The following is a 20,435-nucleotide window of genomic DNA, read 5'->3' on the forward strand; positions in this document are numbered from 1 at the left end:
CATGGTCGGTGGAAAATGGCGGGCGCCGCGCCCGCACCGCCCATCGCACGTTTGTATCGACAAGACATTTCGCAAGCCCGTCGTTTGGTGCCATCATGACCGACAAAATCACGGGAGAGAATACCCATGTCCGACCAGATATCCTCCACCCAGGGCGCCCCCCAGACGCGGCGGCCCGTCATGCTGGCCATCCTCGACGGCTTCGGATGGCGGGAAGACGTGTCGGACAACGCCGTGCACGCCGCCTACACCCCGGCCTTCGACCGGCTGTGGCAGGAGGGGCCGCGCGCCTTCCTCAAGACCTGCGGCGAGGATGTCGGCCTGCCGGAGGGGCAGATGGGCAATTCCGAGGTCGGACACCTCAATATTGGCGCGGGCCGGGTGGTGATGCAGGAACTGCCGCGCATCTTCCGCGCCATCCGCGACGGCAGCCTGGCGGCCAACCCGGTCCTGACCGGCCTGATCGCCACGCTGAAGGCCAGCGGCGGCACCTGCCACCTGATGGGCCTGGTCTCGTCCGGCGGCGTGCATGCCCACCAGGACCACGCGGTGGCGCTGGCGAAGATCCTGGTCGAAGCCGGGGTGCCGGTGGCCTTCCACGTCTTCACCGACGGCCGCGACACCCCGCCGCATTCGGGGCGGGAATATCTCGCGCGCCTGCGCGCGGACCTGCCGGACGCGGTCGCCATCGCCACCGTCTCGGGCCGCTATTTCGCCATGGACCGCGACCGGCGCTGGGACCGCGTGAGCAAGGCGTATGACGCCATCGTCTCGGCCAAGGGGCCGCACGGCGACGATCCGCTGGCGGTGCTGGACGCCGCCTACAAGGCGGGCGTCACCGACGAATTCCTGCCGCCGACCGTCATCGGGCCGTATGCCGGCATGAAGGACGGAGACGGCATCCTGTCCTTCAATTTCCGCGCCGACCGCATCCGCCAGTTGCTGGACGCGCTGCTGGAACCGAATTTCGAGGGCTTTGCCCGCGATCGGGTGGTTCATTTCGCCGTCGCGGTGGGCATGACACGCTACAGCGACCGGCTGGCGGCGCTGATGGGCGTGCTCTTCCCCCCGCAATCGCTGGACGACCTGCTGGGCGAAGTGGTCTCGCGCGCCGGGCGGCGGCAGTTGCGCATGGCCGAGACCGAGAAATACCCCCACGTCACTTACTTCCTGAACGGCGGCAAGGAAGCCCAGCTACCCGGCGAGGACCGGATCATGGTCCCCTCGCCCAAGGTGGCGACCTATGACCTGCAACCCGAAATGTCGGCCCCCGAACTGACGGCAAAGGCCGTCGCGGCGATCGAAAGCGGCAAGTACGACCTCATTGTCCTGAACTACGCCAACCCCGACATGGTCGGCCATACCGGCGTATTCAGCGCCGCCGTCAAGGCCATCGAGGCCGTGGACCGGGGGCTGCGGCAACTGGTCGAGGCCATCCATCGCCAGCGCGGCGCCCTGCTGGTCACCGCCGATCACGGCAATGCCGAGACGATGTTCGACCCCGCGACCGGCGGCCCGCACACCGCCCATACGCTCAACGTCGTGCCGGTGGTGCTGACCGGGGTGCCCGAGGCGCGCCTGCATGACGGGCGACTGGCCGACCTGGCCCCCACGCTGCTGGCCCTGATGGGCCTGCCGCAGCCGGCGGCGATGACCGGGACCTCGCTGCTGGGCGAGAAACGGGCATCCTGAATCGCCGTCGTCGCCTGACCGGGCTGGCAGGGCCGGCCGGCCCGGTCCTGCTGGCCGGCCTGCTGGCCCCCGTTGCCCCGGGCCCCGTTGCCCCGGCCCTCATTGTCTCGGCCTGGGGCGATACGGCACATCGTGCCCCGGCACATTCCGCCAACCGCCATCCGTCGGGCCATGCGACGACACCCCGCGCGGATGCCGCGGCGATTGCCGCCCGGCGCGAGGTCGAACGCGCCCACGCCCAGCAGCAGGCCCTGATTGCCCGGCAACAGCAGCAGGCCCGCGACCTGCAGGCCCGCACCGAGGCACGGAACGCCGCGCAGGCGCGCGCGCGGCAGGACGCCGCCCGCGCTGCCGCCCTGTCGGCCGAAACCGTGGACGCCACGGCCCAGTTGCAGGACACCGAACAGCGAACGGCCGACCTGGCCGCCCGGGTCGCCGCCCTGCAGGCCGAACAGGCACGCCTGCGGGCCGAGCTGGACCGGGATTCGGCGGAAGTCGCGCCGATGCTGCCGCTGGCGGCACGGCTGGCGCGCTATCCCGCCGATACGCTGCTGGCCGCCCCCCTGCCGCCCGACCGCGCGATTACCGGCCTGCTGGTCGTGCGGGGCCTGTCGGCGCGGCTGGAGCAGCAGGCCGGGGCGATTCGCGTCCGGCGCGCCGAACTGGCCCGCCTGGATGACGATCTGACGCACGAGGGCGCCCGTCTGGCGGATTTGCGGCGGCAGCAGGCCGCCCAGCGCGACGTCGTGGCCCGCGCGGCCCAGCGCGCGCGCGCGGCCCAGCGCCAGTCCAGTTCCGCCGCCACCCTGGCCGACCGGCAGGTCGAGGACGCCGCGCGCCAGGCCTCCAGCCTGCAGGACGCGGTCTCCCGGATCGAGGCGCTGGAGCAGGCCGCCGAGGACCGGCTGGAACGCGCGGCGCAGCAGGCCGCCCGCGCCCACCGCGCCGACGAGGCCGCTGCCGCCCACGCCCGAGCGCAGGCCATCGCCCAGGGTCCCGGCCCCGGCCTGACGGCGCCCCCGGCCGGCACGCCCGCTGGACGCGGCGCCCCGGTGCCGGGCACCATCGTCACCGCCTGGGGCGGGAGCACCGAAGCCGGCCCCGCCACCGGCATCACCTATGCCCCGCCATCAGGCGCCACCGTGCGGGCCCCCTGCGCGGGACAGGTCGATTTCGCCGGGCCGTTCCGGTCATACGGGCAGATGGCGATTCTGGATTGCGGGCGGCATTACCGCTTCGTGCTGGCGGGGCTGGGCGCGCTTGCCATCTCCACCGGGCAGACTCTGGCAAAGGGCGCGCCCGTCGGCCACATGCCCGACTGGGCGGGCCAGGCCGGCCGGCCGACCCTGTTCGTGCAGTTGCGCCAGGGCGGCACGGCGATCGACCCGGCGCCGTTTCTCTAGGTGGCATCTCTGGGCAGTTTTCGCTTGAACCAAGTTCGGTATAAGATCATCGGATGATGACGGATAAGCGGCCTGTCGGGCCGCCGATCCTTGCGCCACCTATGCCGCACGGCATGCAGGCCGACCGCGATATCCGGCACGGCCGGCACTCAGGAGACGACACGGCATGAAGTTCCGCACCGGCCTGCTGCTTGGAACCGCCTTTCTGGCAGGCATCGCGGCGGGGCCGCAGATCGCGCATTTCTCCGGCCCATGGAACGGCGAAATCACCTCGCACGCTCTGGCCGAGAGCCTGGCGAAAGACAGCGACTCGCCCGCCGAGAACTATCGCCTGCTGTCGCTGTTCGGCCATGTCCTGGAACAGGTGAAGGCGAATTACGTCGATCCGGTGTCCAACCGCGACCTGATCGTCAATGCGCTGAACGGCATGCTGAGCGGCCTGGACCCGCACAGCTCCTACATGACCGAAAAGCAGTACGCCGACCTCCAGACCCGCACCAAGGGCGAATTCGGCGGCCTGGGGCTGGAAATTCATGGCGAGGACAATCACATCCGCGTCGTCTCGCCGATCGACGACACGCCCGCGGCCCGCGCGGGCATCAAGCCCGGCGACTATATCGTCGCCATCGACGGCAAGAACATCGACGGCCTGCCGCAGGACGAGGCGGTGGAGCGGATGCGCGGCAAGCCCGACACCAAGATCACCCTGACGATCATTCGCGAGAAGACGCCCAAGCCCATCACCGTGACCATGACGCGGGCGATCATCCATATCCAGGTCATCCGCTCGGCGCTGTACGACACCATCGGCTATATCCGCGTCTCGGAGTTCAACGAGGAAACCGGTCCGGGGCTGGAAGCGGCGTTCCGCAAGCTGAAGGACCAGTCGCACGGCAAGCTGGCCGGCCTGGTGCTGGACTTGCGGTCCGACCCGGGCGGGCTGCTGAACCAGGCGATCGAGGTCAGTTCCGACTTCGTCCGCAACGGCCAGATCGTGTCCACCCGCGCCCGCCATCCCCAGGAAAGCCAGCGCTGGGACGCTCACGGCACCGACATCACCGGCGGCCTGCCCATGGTGGTCCTGATCAACGGCGGGTCGGCCTCGGCCAGCGAGATCGTGGCCGGCGCCTTGCAGGACCATCAGCGCGCCGTCCTGGTGGGCGAGAAATCGTTCGGCAAGGGATCGGTCCAGACCATCCTGCCGATCCCGGGCAACGGGGCGCTGCGCCTGACCACCGCGCGCTACTACACGCCCTCGGGCCGGTCGATCCAGGGCCTGGGCATCGTGCCCGACGTCGCGGTGCGCGAGACGCGCGAGGACCCGGGCTACAGCATCCGCGAGGCCGACCTGGCCCACATCATCAAGAACCAGGGCGGCAACACCGCCAAGCCGCCGGCGCGGACCGACATGCCGGCGATCGCCTCGTCCATCCCCGACCAGCCGCCGGCAAACTGGCCGGCCTTCGACCTGACCAAGCCCGCCACCGACTTCCAGCTTCAGCAGGGGCTGAAGATCGTCCGCGCCATGGCCGACCATCCCGTGTCGGCCCAGGCCATGCTGCCCACCGCCCCCCGTCACGACTGACCCATGGCGATGAGCGGCACGACACCCCTGCCCTATCGCCGCAATGTCGGCGCCATGCTGTTCAACGCCACCGGGCAGGTGCTGATCGCCCGCCGCACGGACATGGCGGGCGCCGGCGGCCCGCCCGACCAGGGCGTCTGGCAATGTCCCCAGGGCGGGATCGATGCGGACGAACAGCCCGAACAGGCGGTGCTGCGCGAACTGCACGAGGAAATCGGCACCGACCAGGCCGTCATCCTCGGCGCGCATCCGGACTGGCTGACCTACGACCTGCCGCCGGCGCTGGTGGGCCGGGCGCTGGGCGGGCGCTATCGCGGACAGACGCAGAAATGGTTCGCCCTGCGCTTCCTGGGCACGGATGCGGATATCCGGCTGGACAGGCACCAGCCGGCGGAATTCGATCTGTGGCAATGGGTGGACCTGCCGACGCTGGCGGAGCGCAACGTGGGCTTCAAGCGCGAGATCTACCGGACCCTGATCCGCGACTTCGCCCGATACGCCATCGCCTGAGCCGGCGGCAGCCTCAGGGCACTGCCCTGAAACCCGCCAAAGGGCCTAGCCCTTTGGAAACCGAGTCATTTTATCCATGATCGGGGTCCAGGGCCTCAGGCCCTGGTGGGTTCGGGCAACGCCCGACACTGTTCAGAGGCCGGATTTCAGCGCCGGCAGCACATGGTGGTGCAGCAGCGGCGCCAGGACGGGGCCGCCCGGCGGCGGGTCCAGCGCCAGGTCGAACCACCACATCTCCTCGATTTCCGCCCGGATCTGCGGCGCGCCGTCCAGCACGCCGCGATAGACGGCCGAGCGCACGGTAAATCCGGGCTCGTTGGCGGCCGGGGCCTGGAAACGGCCCAGCAGCGCGACGCCGTCGCCCTGCAGGCGGCAGCCCAGTTCCTCGTCCAGTTCGCGTACCAGGGTTTCGATTTCGGTCTCCCCGGCCTCCGCCTTGCCGCCGGGCAGCATGAAGGCCGCCGTGCCCCGCTTGCGTACCAGCAATAGCGCCCCCGCCTGCACGATCGCGGCGGAGACGACCCGGATCACCCGATCGGCGGGGCTCAATGCCCGCCGCCCGGGCTCTTGCTCCCCCCGCGGATCGGCGACAGCAGGAAGCAGAACGGCACCACCAGGAACGCGCCGATACCCAGGATCATGAACACCTCGTTATAGGCAAGGATCGAGATCTGGCGGGTATATTCGACGAACAGCCGGTGCTGCGCGACCGCATCCAGCGCCGTCGACGCGACGCCACGGTTCGAGGCCGCCTGCCGGGCCCGCGCCAGATAATCGACGTACGGCTGATGGAACGGCGTCATCCAGTGGACCATCTGCGTCTGATGCGCCTGGCGGATTTCGGTCAGCATCGCCGTGGAACCGGAAATGGCGATCGATCCCAGCACGTTGCGCGCCATGCTGAACAGGGCCGAGGCATCGGCGTTCAACTCGCGCGGCAGGGTCGCGTAGGTGATGGTGGAAATCGGCACGAACAGGAAGGCCAGGCTGGCGGTCTGGCTCATCCGGAACAGGACCAGGTGCCGGAAATCCAGCGCCGGGACCAGCTGCGCCGACCAGAACAGGGCCAGCCCCATGAAGAAGAACCCCAGCGCGATCAGCGATCGCAGGGTCATGTATTTCATCGCCCGCCCCACCAGCGGGATCAGGAAGATGACCACCACGCCGCCCGGCGACAGGATCAGCCCGGACAGGGTGGCGCTATAGCCCATGACCTGCTGCGCATATTGCGGCACGATGATCGCGGCGGCGTACAGCAGCGCCCCAACCGCGCCGATCAGCAATGTGCCGGTCGCGAAATTGCGGTCCTTGAACACGCGCAGATCCACCGCCGGGCGCTTGGTCTTCAGCAGCCAGATGACCGCCCCGCCGATGCCCAGGAAGGCCAGCACCGCCATGGTGCGGATCATGTCCGACCCGAACCAGTCCTCGTCCTCGCCCCGGTCGACCGCGACCTCCAGGCTGCCGAAGCCGATGGCGATCAGGCCGATGCCGATGATGTCCAGCGGGGCTTTCTGCTTCAGCGCCCAGGGGGGGTCCTCGACGACGACCGACACCGCGAACGTCGCCAGCAGGCCTACCGGCACGTTGATGAAGAAGATCCAGCGCCAGGAATAATTGTCGGTGATCCACCCGCCCAGCGACGGACCGATCACGGGGGCGACGATGGTCGCGATCGCGGTCAGGCCGAACGCCGCCGCCCGCCGTTCGGGCGGGAACGTGTCGAGGATGATCGATTGCTGGTTGGGTTGCAGCCCGCCGCCGAAAAAACCCTGCATCAGCCGGAAGACGATCAGTTCCGCCAGGCTGCCCGAAATGCCGCACAGGAAGGACGACACCGTGAACATGAAGATGCAGATGATGAAATAGCGCTTGCGCCCCAGCAGCTTGCCCAGCCAGCCCGAGATGGTCAGCACGATGCCGTTCGCCACCAGGTACGAGGTCAGCGTCCAGGTCGCGTCGTCATAGGTCGACGACAGGCTGCCGGCGATATGCGGCAGCGAGACGTTGACGATGGTCGTGTCCAGGATTTCCATGAACGCCGACACCGTGACGATGACCGCGATCAGCCACGGGTTGTACTTGGGCTTCCATGGTTGCTCCGCCGGGGGCTGCCCCCCGGGGGTGGCGTCGGTCCCGGCCACGGCCCCGCTCACTTCGTATGCACCGTGGGTTCGACCGACAGGCCCAGCGACAGCGGCAGGTCGGCGCGCAGCCCCTCGTCGATCACGATCTTCACCGGCACGCGCTGGACGATCTTCACGTAGTTGCCCGTCGCGTTCTCGGGCGGGAAGGCGCTGAAGGTCGCCCCGGTGCCCAGCTGGATCGAATCCACATGTCCCTTCAGGTCCAGGGACGGGTAGGCGTCGATCGCGATATCGACCTTCTGTCCCGGCCGCATGTGCGCCAGCTGCGTTTCCTTGTAGTTGGCGATGACCCAGACTTCGGGCTCGACGACCGAGAACAGCGACTGCCCTTCGTTGACGAAGCTGCCGCGCTCGATATTGCGCTGCGAGATCCAGCCGTCATGAGGGGCGCGGATCTCGGTCCAGCCCAGATTCAGGTCGGCCTGCGCCAGTTCCGCCCTGGCCTGCGCGATCTGGGCGTCATACTGCCCCACCCGCGTCTGGATGTCCGAGATATTGGCCTCGACCGGCTCGGCCACCTGCAGGCGGCCCTGCGCCTCGGCCACCCCGGCCTTCGCGGACTGCAGGGCGGCGGCGGCATAATCGATGTCCTGCTGCGTCGTCGCCGCGCGCGCCACCGCGTGCTGGCGGCGATAATCGGTCTCGGCCCTGAACTGCTGGGCCTGCGCCGCCAGCAGCTGCCCCTGCGCCACCTGCAGCTGGCCGGGGAAGTTCTTCTGCGCCACCAGCAGGGCAAAGCGCGTTCCCGCGGCCTGCGACTGCGCCAGTTCCACCGCCGCCGCCGCGCGGTCGCGCGCGGCGCGATAATCCCGGTCGTCGATCCGCGCCAGCAACTGGCCCGCATGCACGAACTGGTTGTCGTTCACCAGCAGTTCGGTGACGTAGCCGCGCACATGCGGGGCGATCGTAACCGCGCGGCCGGCGGTGAACGCATCGTCGGTCTCAACGTCATGGCGGGTCAGGAACCAGTAGGTGCCCGCGCCCACGGCCACGACCGCAAGGAACCCCACCAGCCCGATCCGAAGCATCGGGTTGGTTTTTTTCTTGCGCGACTCGTCCGGCGTGCCGGCCGGTGTCCCGCCTTCTTCCTCGGCCATACGGTTCCTCTTGCTTCCCAATCATGCCGCCGGCCCGGACAAATTGACCGAACGGGTCGGTCAATTCATGGCACGAAGAACTGGGCGCATCAACCGCCCCCGGCCGCCTCGGACACAAAGATCGCCTGCCCTCGCCTGTAACCTATGTGCCGGATGGCCGGCACACCCCGTTTTCAGGGCGAGTTTGAAAATGCCTGGGTGCGGACCATGCGCGCATACAGGCCGTCGGCCTCCATCAGCTCGGCATGGGTACCGCATTCGACGCCCTGCCCGTCCGCCATCGCCACCACCAGGTCCGCCGACCGCACGGTGGACAGGCGGTGGGCCACGACGATGGTGGTGCGGCCCTTGCGCAGGCGGCCCAGCGCGTCCTGGACCAGAGCCTCGCTTTCGCTGTCCAGAGCGCTGGTCGCCTCGTCCAGCAGCAGGACCCGCGGATCGCGCAGCAGCGCCCGCGCCAGGGCCACCCGCTGGCGCTGGCCGCCCGACAGACGCTGCCCCCCCGGGCCGACGCGGGTGCCGAACCCTTCAGGCAGCGCGTCGATGAACTCCTCGGCCGCCGCCGCACGGGCGGCCGCGCGGACCTCCGCCTCGGTCGCCGACGGGCGGCCGATGCGGATGTTCTCGATCACCGTCAGGTCGAACAGCAGGGTGTCCTGGCTGACATAGGCAATGGCGTCCCGCAGGTCCGACAGGCGCAGCGCGCGCAGATCGACGCCATCCAGCAGGATCCGCCCGCCGCTGACGTCATGCAGGCGCGGGATCAGCGACAGGGCCGTGGACTTGCCCGCCCCGGACGGACCGACCAGCGCCACCGTCAGGCCGGGCCGGGCGTCGAAGGTCAGGCCGTTCAGGCCCACCCGCCCGTCCGGATAGACGAACGACGCGGCGTCAAAACGCAGATGCCCCTCGCCCGGCGGCAGGGCGCTGGCCTGGGCGGCCTCGGTGATTTCGGGCGGTTCGTCGATGATGGCGAAGATCCGCTCCAGCCCCGCCAGCCCCTCCTGCAAGGCGGCGTTCAGCGAACCCAGCGCCCGCAGCGGCCGCGAGGCCAGCAGCAGGGCCGCGACGAAGCCCGAGAAATCGCCCAGCGTCGCGCCGCCCAGCGCCGCGCGCCACCCCGCGAACCCCAGCACGGCCGCGACCGCCGCCCCGCCCAGGACCTCCAGCACCGGATCGACCCGCGCCCGCCCCCGCGCGATCCGCAGCAGCGCCTGATGCAGCAGGTCGAGGGTGTGTGCGACCCGCGCCGCCTCGTTCCGTTCCAGGCGATAGACCCGCACGGTGCGCGCCTGCGAAAAGCTTTCGGTCAGCAGGGCCGAGGTCTCGCCCATGCGTTCCTGCATGCCGCCCGAGGCGCGGCGCACCTTCTTGCCCAGGCGCTGGATGGGAATGGCCGCCACGGGATAGAGCACTGCGGCGATCAGGCTCAGTTCCCAATCCATGTAGAACATGGACACCACCAGCCCGGCCACCGTCACCACGTCGCCCAGCGAATTGACCGCACGGATCATCGCCTCGCGGATCGACACGGCATCGGTCGTGAAGCGCGCGGCCAGCTGCGCCGGGGCCTCGCGTTCGATGCGCGAGATGTCGGTATGGACCAGATGCGCGAACATCGTGGTCTGCAGGCCCCGGATCACGATCAGCACCAGGTTCTGCACCGCCACCGTCTGGCCGTATTGCGACAGCGCCTTGGCGGTGGTGATCACGATCACCAGCGCCGGCACCTGATAGAGAATGCGCGGATCGTGGGCGGCGAACATGTCCAGCGCCCGCTGGATGACCAGCGGATACAGCCCCGTCAGCAACGCCATCAGGACGGTCAGCCCGATGACCGACGCGATCCGCCCGCGATGACTCCGCACCTCGTCATGCCACAGGCGGCGCAGTAGCGCCGTATTCCGATCCGGCAGGGGGGCCGGACGCGTGGCCGGTTCCGCCGCGCGGGTGGGGGGGGACATAGACGGAATGACGTTCATGCTGCCCTTTAACAACGTGGCCGTGGCAAAGCAAAGTGCCATGCCGCACGCCTCAGACGGATGGCGGCCCCGCCGCGCCATCGACCGCACACTCCCTCAGGCGCGCCAGGCACGCCTTCCGGTCCGCCCGGCATCCCCCCGCCATCCACCAGGCGCGCACTTCCGCCAGGGCCTGGCCGATCCGTGGGCCGGGCGCGACACCCGCCGCCAGCAGGTCCCGTCCGGCCAGGGGAAAGACAGGGCGCGGGCGCGCCACGAGGTCCCGGCGCAGCGCATCCCACTCCGCCGACGGTTGGCCCAGCCGTGCCGCCTGTCCGACCCAGCTGCGCCGGACCAGGACATCGGCCGGCTCGTCGGCCAGCAGGCGGCGGCGCGCGTCGTCGTCCAAAGCCGGGTCGGGCATCGGGGCCGTCCCGATCGACGACATGACCGACGACAGGGTCAGGGTCTCGGCCCGCGACAGGCGCAGGCGCGCCGCCAGGCCCCCGGCATCGCCCTGCGCCAGCACGCCCAGCCGCAGGATCGGCTCCGCCGGCGCCCCGGTGGCCAGCAGGCGGTCCAGCGCGGGCCGGTCCGCCCCTTCCGGCAGCAGGCGCGCCAGCACGCCCGATTGCGCCATCAGCGCCAGGGTCGGCATCAGGGCCGGGCCCGCCAGGATCCGGCGCAGTTCGGACCAGACCCGTTCGGCGGACAGGCGTGCCAGGCCGTCCGCCAGCACGGTGATCGCCGCCATCGCCGCGCCGTCGGGCTCGCCCCGCCCGTAGCGCGCGTGAAACCGGAAAAATCGCAGGATCCGCAACGCATCCTCATGGATGCGGGTGGCGGCGTCGCCCACGAAACGGACGTGCCCGGCCCGCACGTCCGCGCGGCCGCCGAAATAATCATGCACCACCCCGTCGCGTCCGCAGGACATGGCGTTGATCGTGAAATCGCGCCGGGCGGCGTCCTCGCGCCAGTCGTCGGTCCAGGCGACGACCGCGTGGCGGCCATCCGTCCGCTCGTCGCGCCGCAGGGTCGTGACCTCGTAGGGGCGGCCCGCCACCACCGCAGTCACCGTGCCGTGCGCCAGCCCCGTCGGCACGATCCTGATCCCCGCTTCGGCCAGCGCCGCCATGACCCGCTCGGGCGCCTCGGGGGTCGCCATGTCGATGTCCGCCACCGGCCGGCCGGCGATCAGGTCGCGCACCACCCCGCCGACCAGCCGCGCCCGGGGCAGCACCGCCCAGATCCGCGCCAGCCCCGCCCGCGCCTCGGGCAACTCCCCGGCCAGCCGGTCCAGCAGCCGGTCATCGCGATACGCGTCCCCCGCCAAGCCTCCATCCTGGCCGGCGTCTCCTTCCCCTGTCACGTCGCGCCGTCTTCCATGGGCAGGCGCGACAGCGGGAAGAATACGTTACGGCTCCAGACCCCAAGGCAGGGCTCGCCGCGACAGGTTCCGGGAACCGCCAGCGCCGCCAGTTCGTAATAGACCGAACGGGCGAGCCGGGCTTCCAGGGCAAAGGCCCCCTCGCCGTCGCGGACATGCAGATAGGGCACCGGCCCCGTCCCGCACCCTTCGGACGGGACATCCCATTCGGCACGGATCGGATGATCGGGTCCGGCGCAGATCACCAGGTCCACATTGGTGCGAAAGGACAGAACCTGTTCCCGCCCGCAGCCCTTCCAATCCAGCTCGACCGCGATGAAGGGCGCATCCTCGACCTCGATGCTGCCGCATTCGATGGGGGTCTGCAGCCAGTATGTCCCCTCCTCGTCCCGGCGCAGCACCGACGCGAACAGGCAGACCATCGGCTTTCGCCGGATGGGCGTGCCGCGATACAGCCACGTCCCGTCGCGCTGGATCACGAACGGCAGCCGCCCGCACGACCGCGCCTGCGCCCCGGGCGCAGCAAGAGGGGGCGAGGCGCAGGGGGATGGCGATATGTCCATGCCGGCGCCCGCACGCGCGACGCGCGACTCCCCTAAGTGCGAATCCTGATCGTCAGTCAACTGCGTTACCCGCCTGCTGGACCATAACTGTCCCCGATATAGGGATCATCCCCGACCGGATGAAACCCCCCGACACTTGATGAAACCCCCAGACCTGTCAGATTGCGGATATGACGATATCGGACGCCACCCCCCTCGCCACGGATTTCGAATCGGACACCACCCGCCCGGCGGCGGAACAGGCCGTCCCGGCCGACGCCGCCCTGGCCGAACGCCTGGGCGAGCGCCTGCGCGCCGCCCGGGCCGAGATCGGGCGCATCATCCACGGCCAGCGCGATGTCATCGACCAGACCCTGGTCAGCATCCTGGCCGGCGGCCACGGCCTGCTGGTCGGCGCGCCCGGCCTTGGCAAGACGCTGCTGGTCACCACGCTGGGCACCGTGCTGGGACTGGAGGCGCGGCGCGTGCAGTTCACGCCCGACCTCATGCCCTCGGACATCACCGGCAGCGAGATCCTGGACGAAGACGAACACGGGCACCGCAGTTTCCGCTTCGTCCGGGGGCCGGTCTTCTGCCAGCTGCTGATGGCGGACGAGATCAACCGCGCCAGCCCCCGCACCCAGTCCGCCCTGCTGCAGGCCATGCAGGAACATCGCGTGGCGATCGCCGGCACCGATCACCCCCTGCCGCGCCCGTTCCACGTCCTGGCCACCCAGAACCCGATCGAACAGGAAGGCACCTACCCCCTGCCCGAGGCGCAGCTTGACCGGTTCATGCTCCAGATCCCGCTGGGCTTCCCCGACGCGGCGGCGGAACGCGCCATGCTGCTGGCCACGACCGGCGCCGACGACGCCACGCCGCGCCCCATCCTGACCGACCGCGACCTGATCGAGGCGCAGCGGCTGGTGCGCGCCCTGCCGGTCGGCGACAGCGTGGTCGATGCCATCCTGCACCTGGTCCGCTCCGCCCGGCCCGAGACCACCGACGACCCCATAATCCGCGAGGCCGTGGCCTGGGGGCCCGGCCCCCGCGCCGCGCAGGCGCTGATGCTGGCCACCCGCGCCCGCGCGCTGATGGACGGCCGCCTGTCGCCCAGCATCGACGACGTCGCGGCCCTGGCCCGGCCGGTGCTGGCCCATCGCATGGCCCTGACCTTCACCGCCCGGGCCGAAAGCCGCAGCCTGCCGGATCTGATCGACAGCCTGCTGCGCCGCCTGGGCTGACCGGCGGGGTGACGCCCACATCTTCCCTGGCCGGCCGGCTGCGCCGGCTGTTCGCGGCGCGGCGCACGCCGCCCCCCGACGCCGGCCCCCTCGGCCCCATCGGCGCGGCCGGCGACGCCACCCCCCTGCCCGTCGCGGCCGAGGGGCTGGCCGCGCGCATGCCCGCGCTGATCGTCGCCGCCACCCATATCGCCGCAACGGTGGCGGCGGGCGCGCACGGTCGCCGGCAGGCGGGGCCGGGCGACAGTTTCTGGCAGTTCCGCCCGGCCCAGCCGGGCGAACCGGTCACCCGCATCGACTGGCGGCAATCCGCCCGCAGCAGCCGCGCCTATATCCGCGAGACCGAGGCCGAGGCCGCTCAGACCATCTGCCTGTGGTGCGACCCCAGCGCCTCGATGCGCTGGCGGTCGGATGCCGCCCTGCCGCTGAAATCGGACCGCGCCGCCCTGCTGACGCTGGCGGCCGGGGCCTTGCTGCTGCGCCATGGGGAACGCGTGCGCCTGCTGACGCCGGACGGCGCAGTCGATATTCCGCCGGGCGGCCGGACGGCACTGGACCGGCTGGGGCTGGCGCTGCTGCGGACCATGGAAAACGCACCGGACGCGCCCGCCTGGCCCCATCCGCAGCAGGCGCCGCGCCACGCCCGGATCGTGCTGATCAGCGACGGCCTGGCCCCGCCCGAGACGATCGCAACACTGCTGCGCGGCTTGGCGGCCCGGCCCGCCCGCGCCCACCTGCTGCTGGTCAACGACCCGGCCGAGGCCGCGCTGCCCTACGCCGGCCGCATCCGCTTCGCGGGGCTGGAAGGCGAGGACCCGCTGCTGCTTTCGGGGACCGAGGGGCTGCGTCCGGCCTACGCCGCCGCCTTCGCCGACCATCAGGCGCGGATCGGGGATATCTGCCGGGCCACCGGCCATGACCTGATCCGCCACACGACCGACCGGCGTCCGGAACACGCGCTGCTGGCGCTGCACGCCGCCCTGTCGGACCGGCCGGGAGGGCGGACATGATCTTCCAGGCCCCCTTGCTGCTGGCCGCGCTGGCCATCCTGCCGGTCGTCTGGCTGCTGCTGCGCGCCCTGCCCCCGGCCCCGCGCCGACAGGTCTTCCCGGCCATCATGCTGCTGCGCGGCCTGCGCCAGCGCATGACCGACGCCGCGACCGCGCCGCCCTGGCTGCTGCTGCTGCGCTGCCTGGCGCTGACCGGCCTGATCGTCGGGCTGGCGGGGCCGCTGATCGTCCGCGACCACCAGGCGGCGGCCACCGACGCCGCCGGCGACGTGCTGCTGGTGCTGGACAATGGCTGGGCGGCCAGCCCCGGCTGGTCGCGGCGCATCGCGGCGCTGGACGTCGTGCTGGACCGCGCGGGCCGCGCCGGCCGCCGGGCGCGCCTGCTGACCACCGCGCCGGGTCTGGCCGGGGAAGCCCCCGCCGCCGGCGCGCCCATGACGCCGGCCCTGCTGCGCGGCGCCCTGGACACGGCGCGCCCCCGCCCCTGGCCGACCGACCGCGCCACCGCCGCCCAGGCGCTGCGCGACCTGGCGGCCACGGGCTGGCATGGCCCGGTCGTCTATGTCTCGGACGGCCTGGCCGGCCCGGCCGATGGCGCGTTCGCCACCGCCCTGGCCGCCATCGGGCCGGTGCGCACCCTGCGCGCGCAAACGCCAACCCTCGCCGTGCTGCGCCCCGCACCGCCCGCCGACGGGGCGCTGGCCGTCGCGGTCGCGGCCGTGCCCTCCGCGCATCCGCGCCGCATGACCGTCCGCGCCGAAACCGCCGATGGCGGCGTCCTGGGGCTGGTTCCGGTTTCCTTGCCGGCGGGCGACGACCATGCCGACGCCTCGGTCGCGATGCCCGCCGAACTGCGCAACCGGATCGACCGGCTGGTGCTGGACGACATGAGCGGCCCGGCCGGGGTCCGCCTGCTGGACGAAGGCGACCGCAGGCGGCCGGTCGGGCTGGTGTCCGTGGGGGGCACGGATACGCCGCTGGTCGGTCCGCTTTTCTACCTGCGCCGCGCGCTGTCGCCCACCGCCGAGATCCGCGAAGGCCGCGTCGCGACCCTGCTGGGGCGCCCGCTTTCGGTGCTGATCGCCCCGGACGGCACGCTGGGCGATCCCGAAACCCGGCGGGCCGTCGCCGCATGGGTCCGCAAGGGCGGTATGCTGGTCCGTTTCGCCGGTCCGCTGCTGAACCGCACGACCGCGCCGGACGCGCCCACCGATTCTCCCGTGACTGACACGCCGCAGCCCGCCCCCGCGACCGCCCAGGTCGAAGACACGCTTCTGCCCGTCCCGCTGATGGAGGGCGAACGCCAGTTGGGCGGCGCCATGTCGTGGGGCAAGCCGCAACCCCTGGCCCCGTTCGCGGCCACCTCGCCGTTCCATGGGCTGGCGGTGCCCACCGACGTGACCATCTCGCGCCAGGTCCTGGCCCGCCCCGCCACCGATCTGGACACCCATAGCTGGGCGCGTCTGGCGGATGGCACGCCGCTTGTCACCCATGCCGCGCTGGGATCGGGCGAGATCGTGCTGTTCCACGTCACCGGTACGGCGGACTGGTCCAACCTGCCGCTCTCCGGTCTGTTCGTCGCCATGCTGCGGCGACTGGCCGAGCGTGCCACGGGGGTCGAGGCCCCGGCCGATCACAGCCTGCTGGCCCCCTACATGACGCTGGACAGCGACGCGATCCTGGTCCCGCCCCCGCCGGGCGCCCGCGCCCTGCCCGCCGATGCGTTCGGTTCCACCCCGGCTTCGGCCGCGCATCCGGCGGGGCTGTATGGCCCGCGCACCGCGCGGCGCGCGCTGAATGTGGGCGATGCGGCGGGGCCGCTCGCGGCGCAGGCCGCCATCGGCCAGGTCGCGGATCTCGAAGGGCAGGTCCAGGACATCGCACCCGGCCCGTGGCTGGTGGCGGCGGCCCTGCTGCTGCTGGTCGTCGATGCGATGATCAGCCTGCTGCTGCGCGGCGGGAAGCTGGGCAGAGGGCGGCTGGCGCTGGTGCTGCTGTCCGGAATGGCTGCGCTGCCCACGCCCCTGTCGGCCGCCACCGATCCCGATCGCGGGGCGCCGGTGCCGGGCGCGGCGCTGGAAACCCGGCTGGGCTACATCCTGACCGGGCACGATGACGTGGACACGGTCTCGCGCGAAGGGCTGCAGGGCCTGTCGAACTACGCCAACGCCCGGACCTCGGCGGTGCTGGGCCATCCGGACGGCGTCGTGCCGGAACGCGACGATCTGTCGTACTATCCCATGCTCTACTGGCCGGTGACGCCGGACGCGGCGGCCAATCCGGCGCGGGCCGCCGCGCTGAACGCCTACATGCAGCACGGCGGCATCCTGCTGATCGACAGCCAGGGCGTCGACCCCGCCACCGTCGCGCCGGGCGCGGCCGGCACCGATTTCGCGGCCCCCGCCCCCGGCGCGGCGGCGGCCCTGCGCCGCATGACACAGGGGCTGGATATCCCGCCCCTGACCCGGCTGGACGACCATCACGTGCTGGCCCACACCTTCTACCTGCTGCACGATTTCCCCGGCCGCTACGGCGGCCTGCCGGTCTGGGTATCGCGCGAAGGCGACAGCGCCAATGACGGGGTCAGCCCGGTCATCATCGGCTCCAGCGACTGGGCGCATGCCTGGGCGGTGGATGCGCAGGGCGACACCCCCTACGCCACCATGCCCGACGGCAACACGCAGCGCACGACGGCCTACCGCTTCGGCGTGAACGCGGTGCTTTATGCCCTGACGGGCAATTACAAGGCGGACCAGGTTCACGTGCCCGCCCTGCTGAAGCGGCTGGGGGAATGACGATGCCCGGCCTGCCGATAGTACGCCACATGATGGGCCACATGATGGGATGGGCGCCCCTGGTGCCGATGCCGGCGCTGTACGCCTTGGCCGCCCTGGTTGCCGCCGCCACCATCGCGGGGCTGGCCCGCCGGGCGCGGGGCACGCTGTGGCGGCTGGCGGCGGCGCTGCTGCTGCTGCTGTGGCTGGCGGGGCCGGAACGGATCCGCGAAACCGGCCAGCCCCTGCCGCAGACCGCCCTGCTGGTGGTCGACCAGTCGCCGTCGATGTCCATCGGGCAACGTGCCGCCACGGCCCGCCAGGCGGCCGAGGCGATACGGCAGGCGGCGGCGCGGGTTCCCGGCCTGACCCTGCGCACGGTCACGGTGCGCGACGGGCATGGCGACGGCACCCGCCTGTTCGCCGCCCTGGACCAGGCGACGGCCGACATCCCGCCGGCGCGCCTGGCCGGGGCGGTACTGGTGACCGACGGGCAGGACCACGACGTGCCGGCCACCATTCCCGCCCCCCTGCACCCCGCCGATGCCGACGGACGCCGCACCACCCTGCCGCTGCACGTCCTGCTGACGGGACGGGGCGAAGAAACCGACCGGCGTCTGCGCATCCTTCAGGCCCCGCCCTACGCCATCGTCGGCCAGAACGCGACCGTACGGGTCGAAATCGACGATCTGGGGCCCCATCCGGACAGCGACGGCCACGCCACGCTGACCCTGTCGCGCGGCGGCGAGAACCCCATGCACGAGACGGTCCGTACTGGTGTACCGCAGGATATCACGCTGCCGGTCACCCGGCCCGGGCCGCTGCTGGTCGGGCTGGCGGCCTCGACACTGCCCGGCGAGGTCTCGACCGCGAACAACCAGGACGTCGTGCGGATCAACGGCGTGCGGGACCGGCTGCGGGTGCTGCTGGTCTCGGGCACCCCCAACCAGGGCGAACGGGTCTGGCGCCGCCTGCTGAAGGCCGATCCGTCGGTGGACCTGGTGCATTTCACCATCCTGCGGCCGCCCGACAAGGACGACGGCACGCCGCTGTCGGACCTGGCGCTGATCGCCTTCCCGGTGCGCGAACTGTTCCAGCAGAAGATCGGGCAGTTCGACCTCATCATTCTGGACGGGTTCGAGAATCGGGCGATCCTGCCGCGCGCCTATCTGGACAATATCGCGAACTACGTGCGCGACGGCGGCGGCCTGCTGCTGATCGGCGGGCCGGAATTCCTCGGCCCCGGCTCGCTGCAGGACACGCCCGTGGGCGAGATCCTGCCCGCCCACGTGCCCGTCGACGGTGGATTGCTGGAACAGCGCTTCCGTCCCGCCATGACCGACGCCGGACGCCGCCATCCCGTGACCGCCAGCCTGCCCGGTGCGGGCCCGGACGGACAGGGCGCGGACGGACAGGGTGCTGACTGGGGGCCGTGGTACCGGACGCTGAAGGCCGATTCGGCCCATGGCCAGGTCCTGATGGACGGCCCCGACCACACCCCCCTGCTGGTCCTGGACAGGGTGGAGCGCGGGCGCGTGGCCATGCTGCTGTCCGACCAGATCTGGCTGTGGTCGCATGGCGAGGGCGGCGGCGGCCCTCAGTCGGAACTGCTGCGCCGGATCTCGCACTGGCTGATGAAGGAGCCGGAACTGGAGGAGGAACAGCTCACCGCCACCATCGCGGACGGCCGGATGCAGATCGTCCACCGCACCGCGGCCCCCACCGGCCCGCACGCGGTCACGGTCACAGCGCCCGACGGCACGACGCAATCCCTCCCCCTGCGTACCTCGGGCACCGGCCTGTCCGAGGCCACGCTGCCCGCGACCTTGCCAGGGATCTGGACCGCCGACGACGGCACGCACCGCGCCTTCGCCGCCCCGGCCACGACCGACCCGCAGGAATTCGCCGATTTGCGCGCCACGGCCACCCTGCTGGCCCCCCTGGCCGGGCAAACCGGGGGCGCCGTCAGTTGGCTGGGCAACGACCCGGCGCATCCCGCCATCCCCGACCTGCGCCTGGCCGCATCGGGCGCGCTGTCGGGTCCGGGCTGGATCGGCTTTCCGCACCGCGACGCCCGGATCGTGACCGGACGCAGCGCACGGCCCCTGCTGCCGGGCTGGGCGGTGCTGCTGGGCGCGGGCCTCGCCCTGCTGCTGGCCTGGTGGCGCGAAGGCCGGGCGTGACGCCGGCCCCCCGCAGCGGGGCCATCCGCCGGATCACAAGCGCGACATGCGATTTCCATCGCGTCGCATGCCGATCTGGACTATGAAAAGGGGGCCGGATCCGCGTCCGGTGGCCAACCCGGCCCGTTCCCGCCGGACATCTGCGTCCCGACGGGCCGGATTCGACCCCTGTCACCGAGACGAGAAATGATTGTCAGAACCGGTATCCGCCTTCTGTTCCTCGCACTGCTCAGCGGCAGCGCGGTCATGATCGCCCCCCTGCACATGGCCCACGCCCAGGATGCGGATGACGCACAGGCCGAGGCCGACGCGGCCGACGCCGCCAAGCAGGCCGAGGCCCGGCGCGCCGCCCGGGCCGCCGCCCCGCCTGCTGCCCTGCCCGGCGCAGTTTCCAGCGAGGATGTCGGCGGCCACGCCAACGCCGACCTGAACCCGACGCAGTCCCTGTTCGACGCGATCAATCGCGGCAGCCTGGGTGCGGCAAAGGAAGCCCTGAACCGTGGCGCCGACATGGAAGGCCACAACGTCCTGGGCCAGACGCCGCTGGACATGGCCATCGATCTGAACCGCAACGACATCACCTTCCTGCTGCTGTCTATGCGCACGCTGTCCGACGATCATGTGGCCGTCGCCTCGACCACCAATTCCGGCATCTCCATGCGCGGCGGCAACGGCCATATCACGATCAACGGCAACAACCGGGGCCGCGGCGTCGTCATGACCGCCGACCGTCGCTACGACCAGAGCGGGGGCGCCGCGCGGCCTGAAGTCGGCTTCCTCGGCTTCGGCGGCAGCTAGAGATCGGCTTGAAGTCAGGGCCGGCTGCCGGCCCTGGATGACGCTGCCTCCCGGCCGCGGGCTCGCGCTCAGAATTCTGCCAACAGCAGGTCGATAGCACGC

Annotated in this window: 15 protein-coding genes; 9 read left to right on the top strand and 6 right to left on the bottom strand. The window is 71.4% G+C overall.

What is annotated here, in order from left to right:
* Positions 1-126 precede the first annotated feature (126 nt).
* The 4 genes from gpmI (at position 127) to HLH34_RS08130 (ending at position 5,190) form a co-directional block, all read left to right on the top strand.
* Positions 127-1,692, top strand: coding sequence for a 2,3-bisphosphoglycerate-independent phosphoglycerate mutase (gene gpmI / locus HLH34_RS08115; protein WP_183119103.1), 1,566 nt, complete (start codon positions 127-129; stop codon positions 1,690-1,692).
* A gap of 371 nt (positions 1,693-2,063) precedes the next feature.
* A complete protein-coding gene (locus tag HLH34_RS08120) occupies positions 2,064-3,095 on the top strand; it encodes a murein hydrolase activator EnvC family protein (RefSeq protein ID WP_342354504.1) in 1,032 nt (343 codons plus the stop codon).
* A gap of 166 nt (positions 3,096-3,261) precedes the next feature.
* Positions 3,262-4,680, top strand: coding sequence for a S41 family peptidase (locus HLH34_RS08125; protein WP_183119104.1), 1,419 nt, complete (start codon positions 3,262-3,264; stop codon positions 4,678-4,680).
* 9 nt (positions 4,681-4,689) lie between these two features.
* Positions 4,690-5,190: an RNA pyrophosphohydrolase gene (locus tag HLH34_RS08130; protein ID WP_373318631.1), complete on the top strand. Its 501-nt coding sequence runs from the start codon at positions 4,690-4,692 to the stop codon at positions 5,188-5,190.
* A gap of 132 nt (positions 5,191-5,322) precedes the next feature.
* Here the strand turns inward: HLH34_RS08130 and HLH34_RS08135 are convergent, their stop codons facing one another.
* From HLH34_RS08135 to HLH34_RS08160, 6 genes are all read right to left on the bottom strand, one after another.
* Positions 5,323-5,739 (bottom strand): NUDIX hydrolase, encoded by a 417-nt coding sequence (locus HLH34_RS08135; RefSeq protein ID WP_183119106.1) that lies wholly within the window; start codon positions 5,737-5,739, stop codon positions 5,323-5,325.
* Positions 5,736-7,334: a DHA2 family efflux MFS transporter permease subunit gene (locus HLH34_RS08140; protein ID WP_183119314.1), complete on the bottom strand. Its 1,599-nt coding sequence runs from the start codon at positions 7,332-7,334 to the stop codon at positions 5,736-5,738. The genes HLH34_RS08135 and HLH34_RS08140 overlap by 4 nt, the downstream gene beginning before the upstream one ends.
* A gap of 8 nt (positions 7,335-7,342) precedes the next feature.
* On the bottom strand, positions 7,343-8,434 hold the full coding sequence (locus HLH34_RS08145; protein WP_183119107.1) for an HlyD family secretion protein: 1,092 nt from the start codon (positions 8,432-8,434) through the stop codon (positions 7,343-7,345).
* Between the two features lie 173 nt (positions 8,435-8,607).
* Positions 8,608-10,398 (bottom strand): ABC transporter ATP-binding protein, encoded by a 1,791-nt coding sequence (locus HLH34_RS08150; RefSeq protein WP_240161876.1) that lies wholly within the window; start codon positions 10,396-10,398, stop codon positions 8,608-8,610.
* Positions 10,399-10,468: 70 nt separating this feature from the next.
* Entirely contained in the window at positions 10,469-11,728 is a 1,260-nt protein-coding gene (locus HLH34_RS08155) for a CCA tRNA nucleotidyltransferase (RefSeq protein ID WP_244959768.1), read from the bottom strand.
* A gap of 32 nt (positions 11,729-11,760) precedes the next feature.
* Positions 11,761-12,345 (bottom strand): DUF1285 domain-containing protein, encoded by a 585-nt coding sequence (locus tag HLH34_RS08160; RefSeq protein ID WP_183119108.1) that lies wholly within the window; start codon positions 12,343-12,345, stop codon positions 11,761-11,763.
* A gap of 170 nt (positions 12,346-12,515) precedes the next feature.
* Here HLH34_RS08160 and HLH34_RS08165 point away from each other — a divergent pair, with 170 nt between their 5' ends.
* The 5 genes from HLH34_RS08165 to HLH34_RS08185 all read left to right on the top strand — a co-directional run bounded on the left by HLH34_RS08165 (position 12,516) and on the right by HLH34_RS08185 (position 20,333).
* Complete coding sequence (locus tag HLH34_RS08165; protein ID WP_183119109.1) at positions 12,516-13,568, top strand: AAA family ATPase; 1,053 nt, start codon at positions 12,516-12,518, stop codon at positions 13,566-13,568.
* An 8-nt stretch (positions 13,569-13,576) separates the two neighbouring features.
* Positions 13,577-14,578 (top strand): DUF58 domain-containing protein, encoded by a 1,002-nt coding sequence (locus HLH34_RS08170; protein ID WP_342354505.1) that lies wholly within the window; start codon positions 13,577-13,579, stop codon positions 14,576-14,578.
* The gene (locus tag HLH34_RS08175) at positions 14,575-17,373 is read left to right on the top strand and encodes a DUF4159 domain-containing protein (protein WP_183119110.1); all 2,799 of its coding nucleotides are present in this window, start codon (positions 14,575-14,577) and stop codon (positions 17,371-17,373) included. The genes HLH34_RS08170 and HLH34_RS08175 overlap by 4 nt, the downstream gene beginning before the upstream one ends.
* Positions 17,374-17,402: 29 nt before the next feature.
* Positions 17,403-19,535: a VWA domain-containing protein gene (locus HLH34_RS08180; protein WP_373318676.1), complete on the top strand. Its 2,133-nt coding sequence runs from the start codon at positions 17,403-17,405 to the stop codon at positions 19,533-19,535.
* 186 nt (positions 19,536-19,721) lie between these two features.
* The gene (locus HLH34_RS08185) at positions 19,722-20,333 is read left to right on the top strand and encodes an ankyrin repeat domain-containing protein (protein ID WP_183119111.1); all 612 of its coding nucleotides are present in this window, start codon (positions 19,722-19,724) and stop codon (positions 20,331-20,333) included.
* Positions 20,334-20,435: the final 102 nt, after the last annotated feature.

Source organism: Gluconacetobacter azotocaptans (assembly GCF_014174355.1).
Lineage (GTDB): Bacteria > Pseudomonadota > Alphaproteobacteria > Acetobacterales > Acetobacteraceae > Gluconacetobacter > Gluconacetobacter azotocaptans.

Excerpts from the sequence above, each read along its gene's own strand:
- HLH34_RS08125 (WP_183119104.1), top strand. The coding sequence starts at position 3,262 with ATGAAGTTCCGCACCGGCCTGCTGCTTGGAACCGCCTTTCTGGCAGGC.
- HLH34_RS08180 (WP_373318676.1), top strand. The coding sequence starts at position 17,403 with ATGATGGGCCACATGATGGGATGGGCGCCCCTGGTGCCGATGCCGGCG.
- gpmI (WP_183119103.1), top strand. The coding sequence starts at position 127 with ATGTCCGACCAGATATCCTCCACCCAGGGCGCCCCCCAGACGCGGCGG.
- HLH34_RS08145 (WP_183119107.1), bottom strand. The coding sequence starts at position 8,434 with ATGGCCGAGGAAGAAGGCGGGACACCGGCCGGCACGCCGGACGAGTCG.
- HLH34_RS08185 (WP_183119111.1), top strand. The coding sequence starts at position 19,722 with ATGATTGTCAGAACCGGTATCCGCCTTCTGTTCCTCGCACTGCTCAGC.
- HLH34_RS08150 (WP_240161876.1), bottom strand. The coding sequence starts at position 10,398 with ATGTCCCCCCCCACCCGCGCGGCGGAACCGGCCACGCGTCCGGCCCCC.
- HLH34_RS08130 (WP_373318631.1), top strand. The coding sequence starts at position 4,690 with ATGAGCGGCACGACACCCCTGCCCTATCGCCGCAATGTCGGCGCCATG.
- HLH34_RS08160 (WP_183119108.1), bottom strand. The coding sequence starts at position 12,345 with ATGGACATATCGCCATCCCCCTGCGCCTCGCCCCCTCTTGCTGCGCCC.
- HLH34_RS08175 (WP_183119110.1), top strand. The coding sequence starts at position 14,575 with ATGATCTTCCAGGCCCCCTTGCTGCTGGCCGCGCTGGCCATCCTGCCG.
- HLH34_RS08165 (WP_183119109.1), top strand. The coding sequence starts at position 12,516 with ATGACGATATCGGACGCCACCCCCCTCGCCACGGATTTCGAATCGGAC.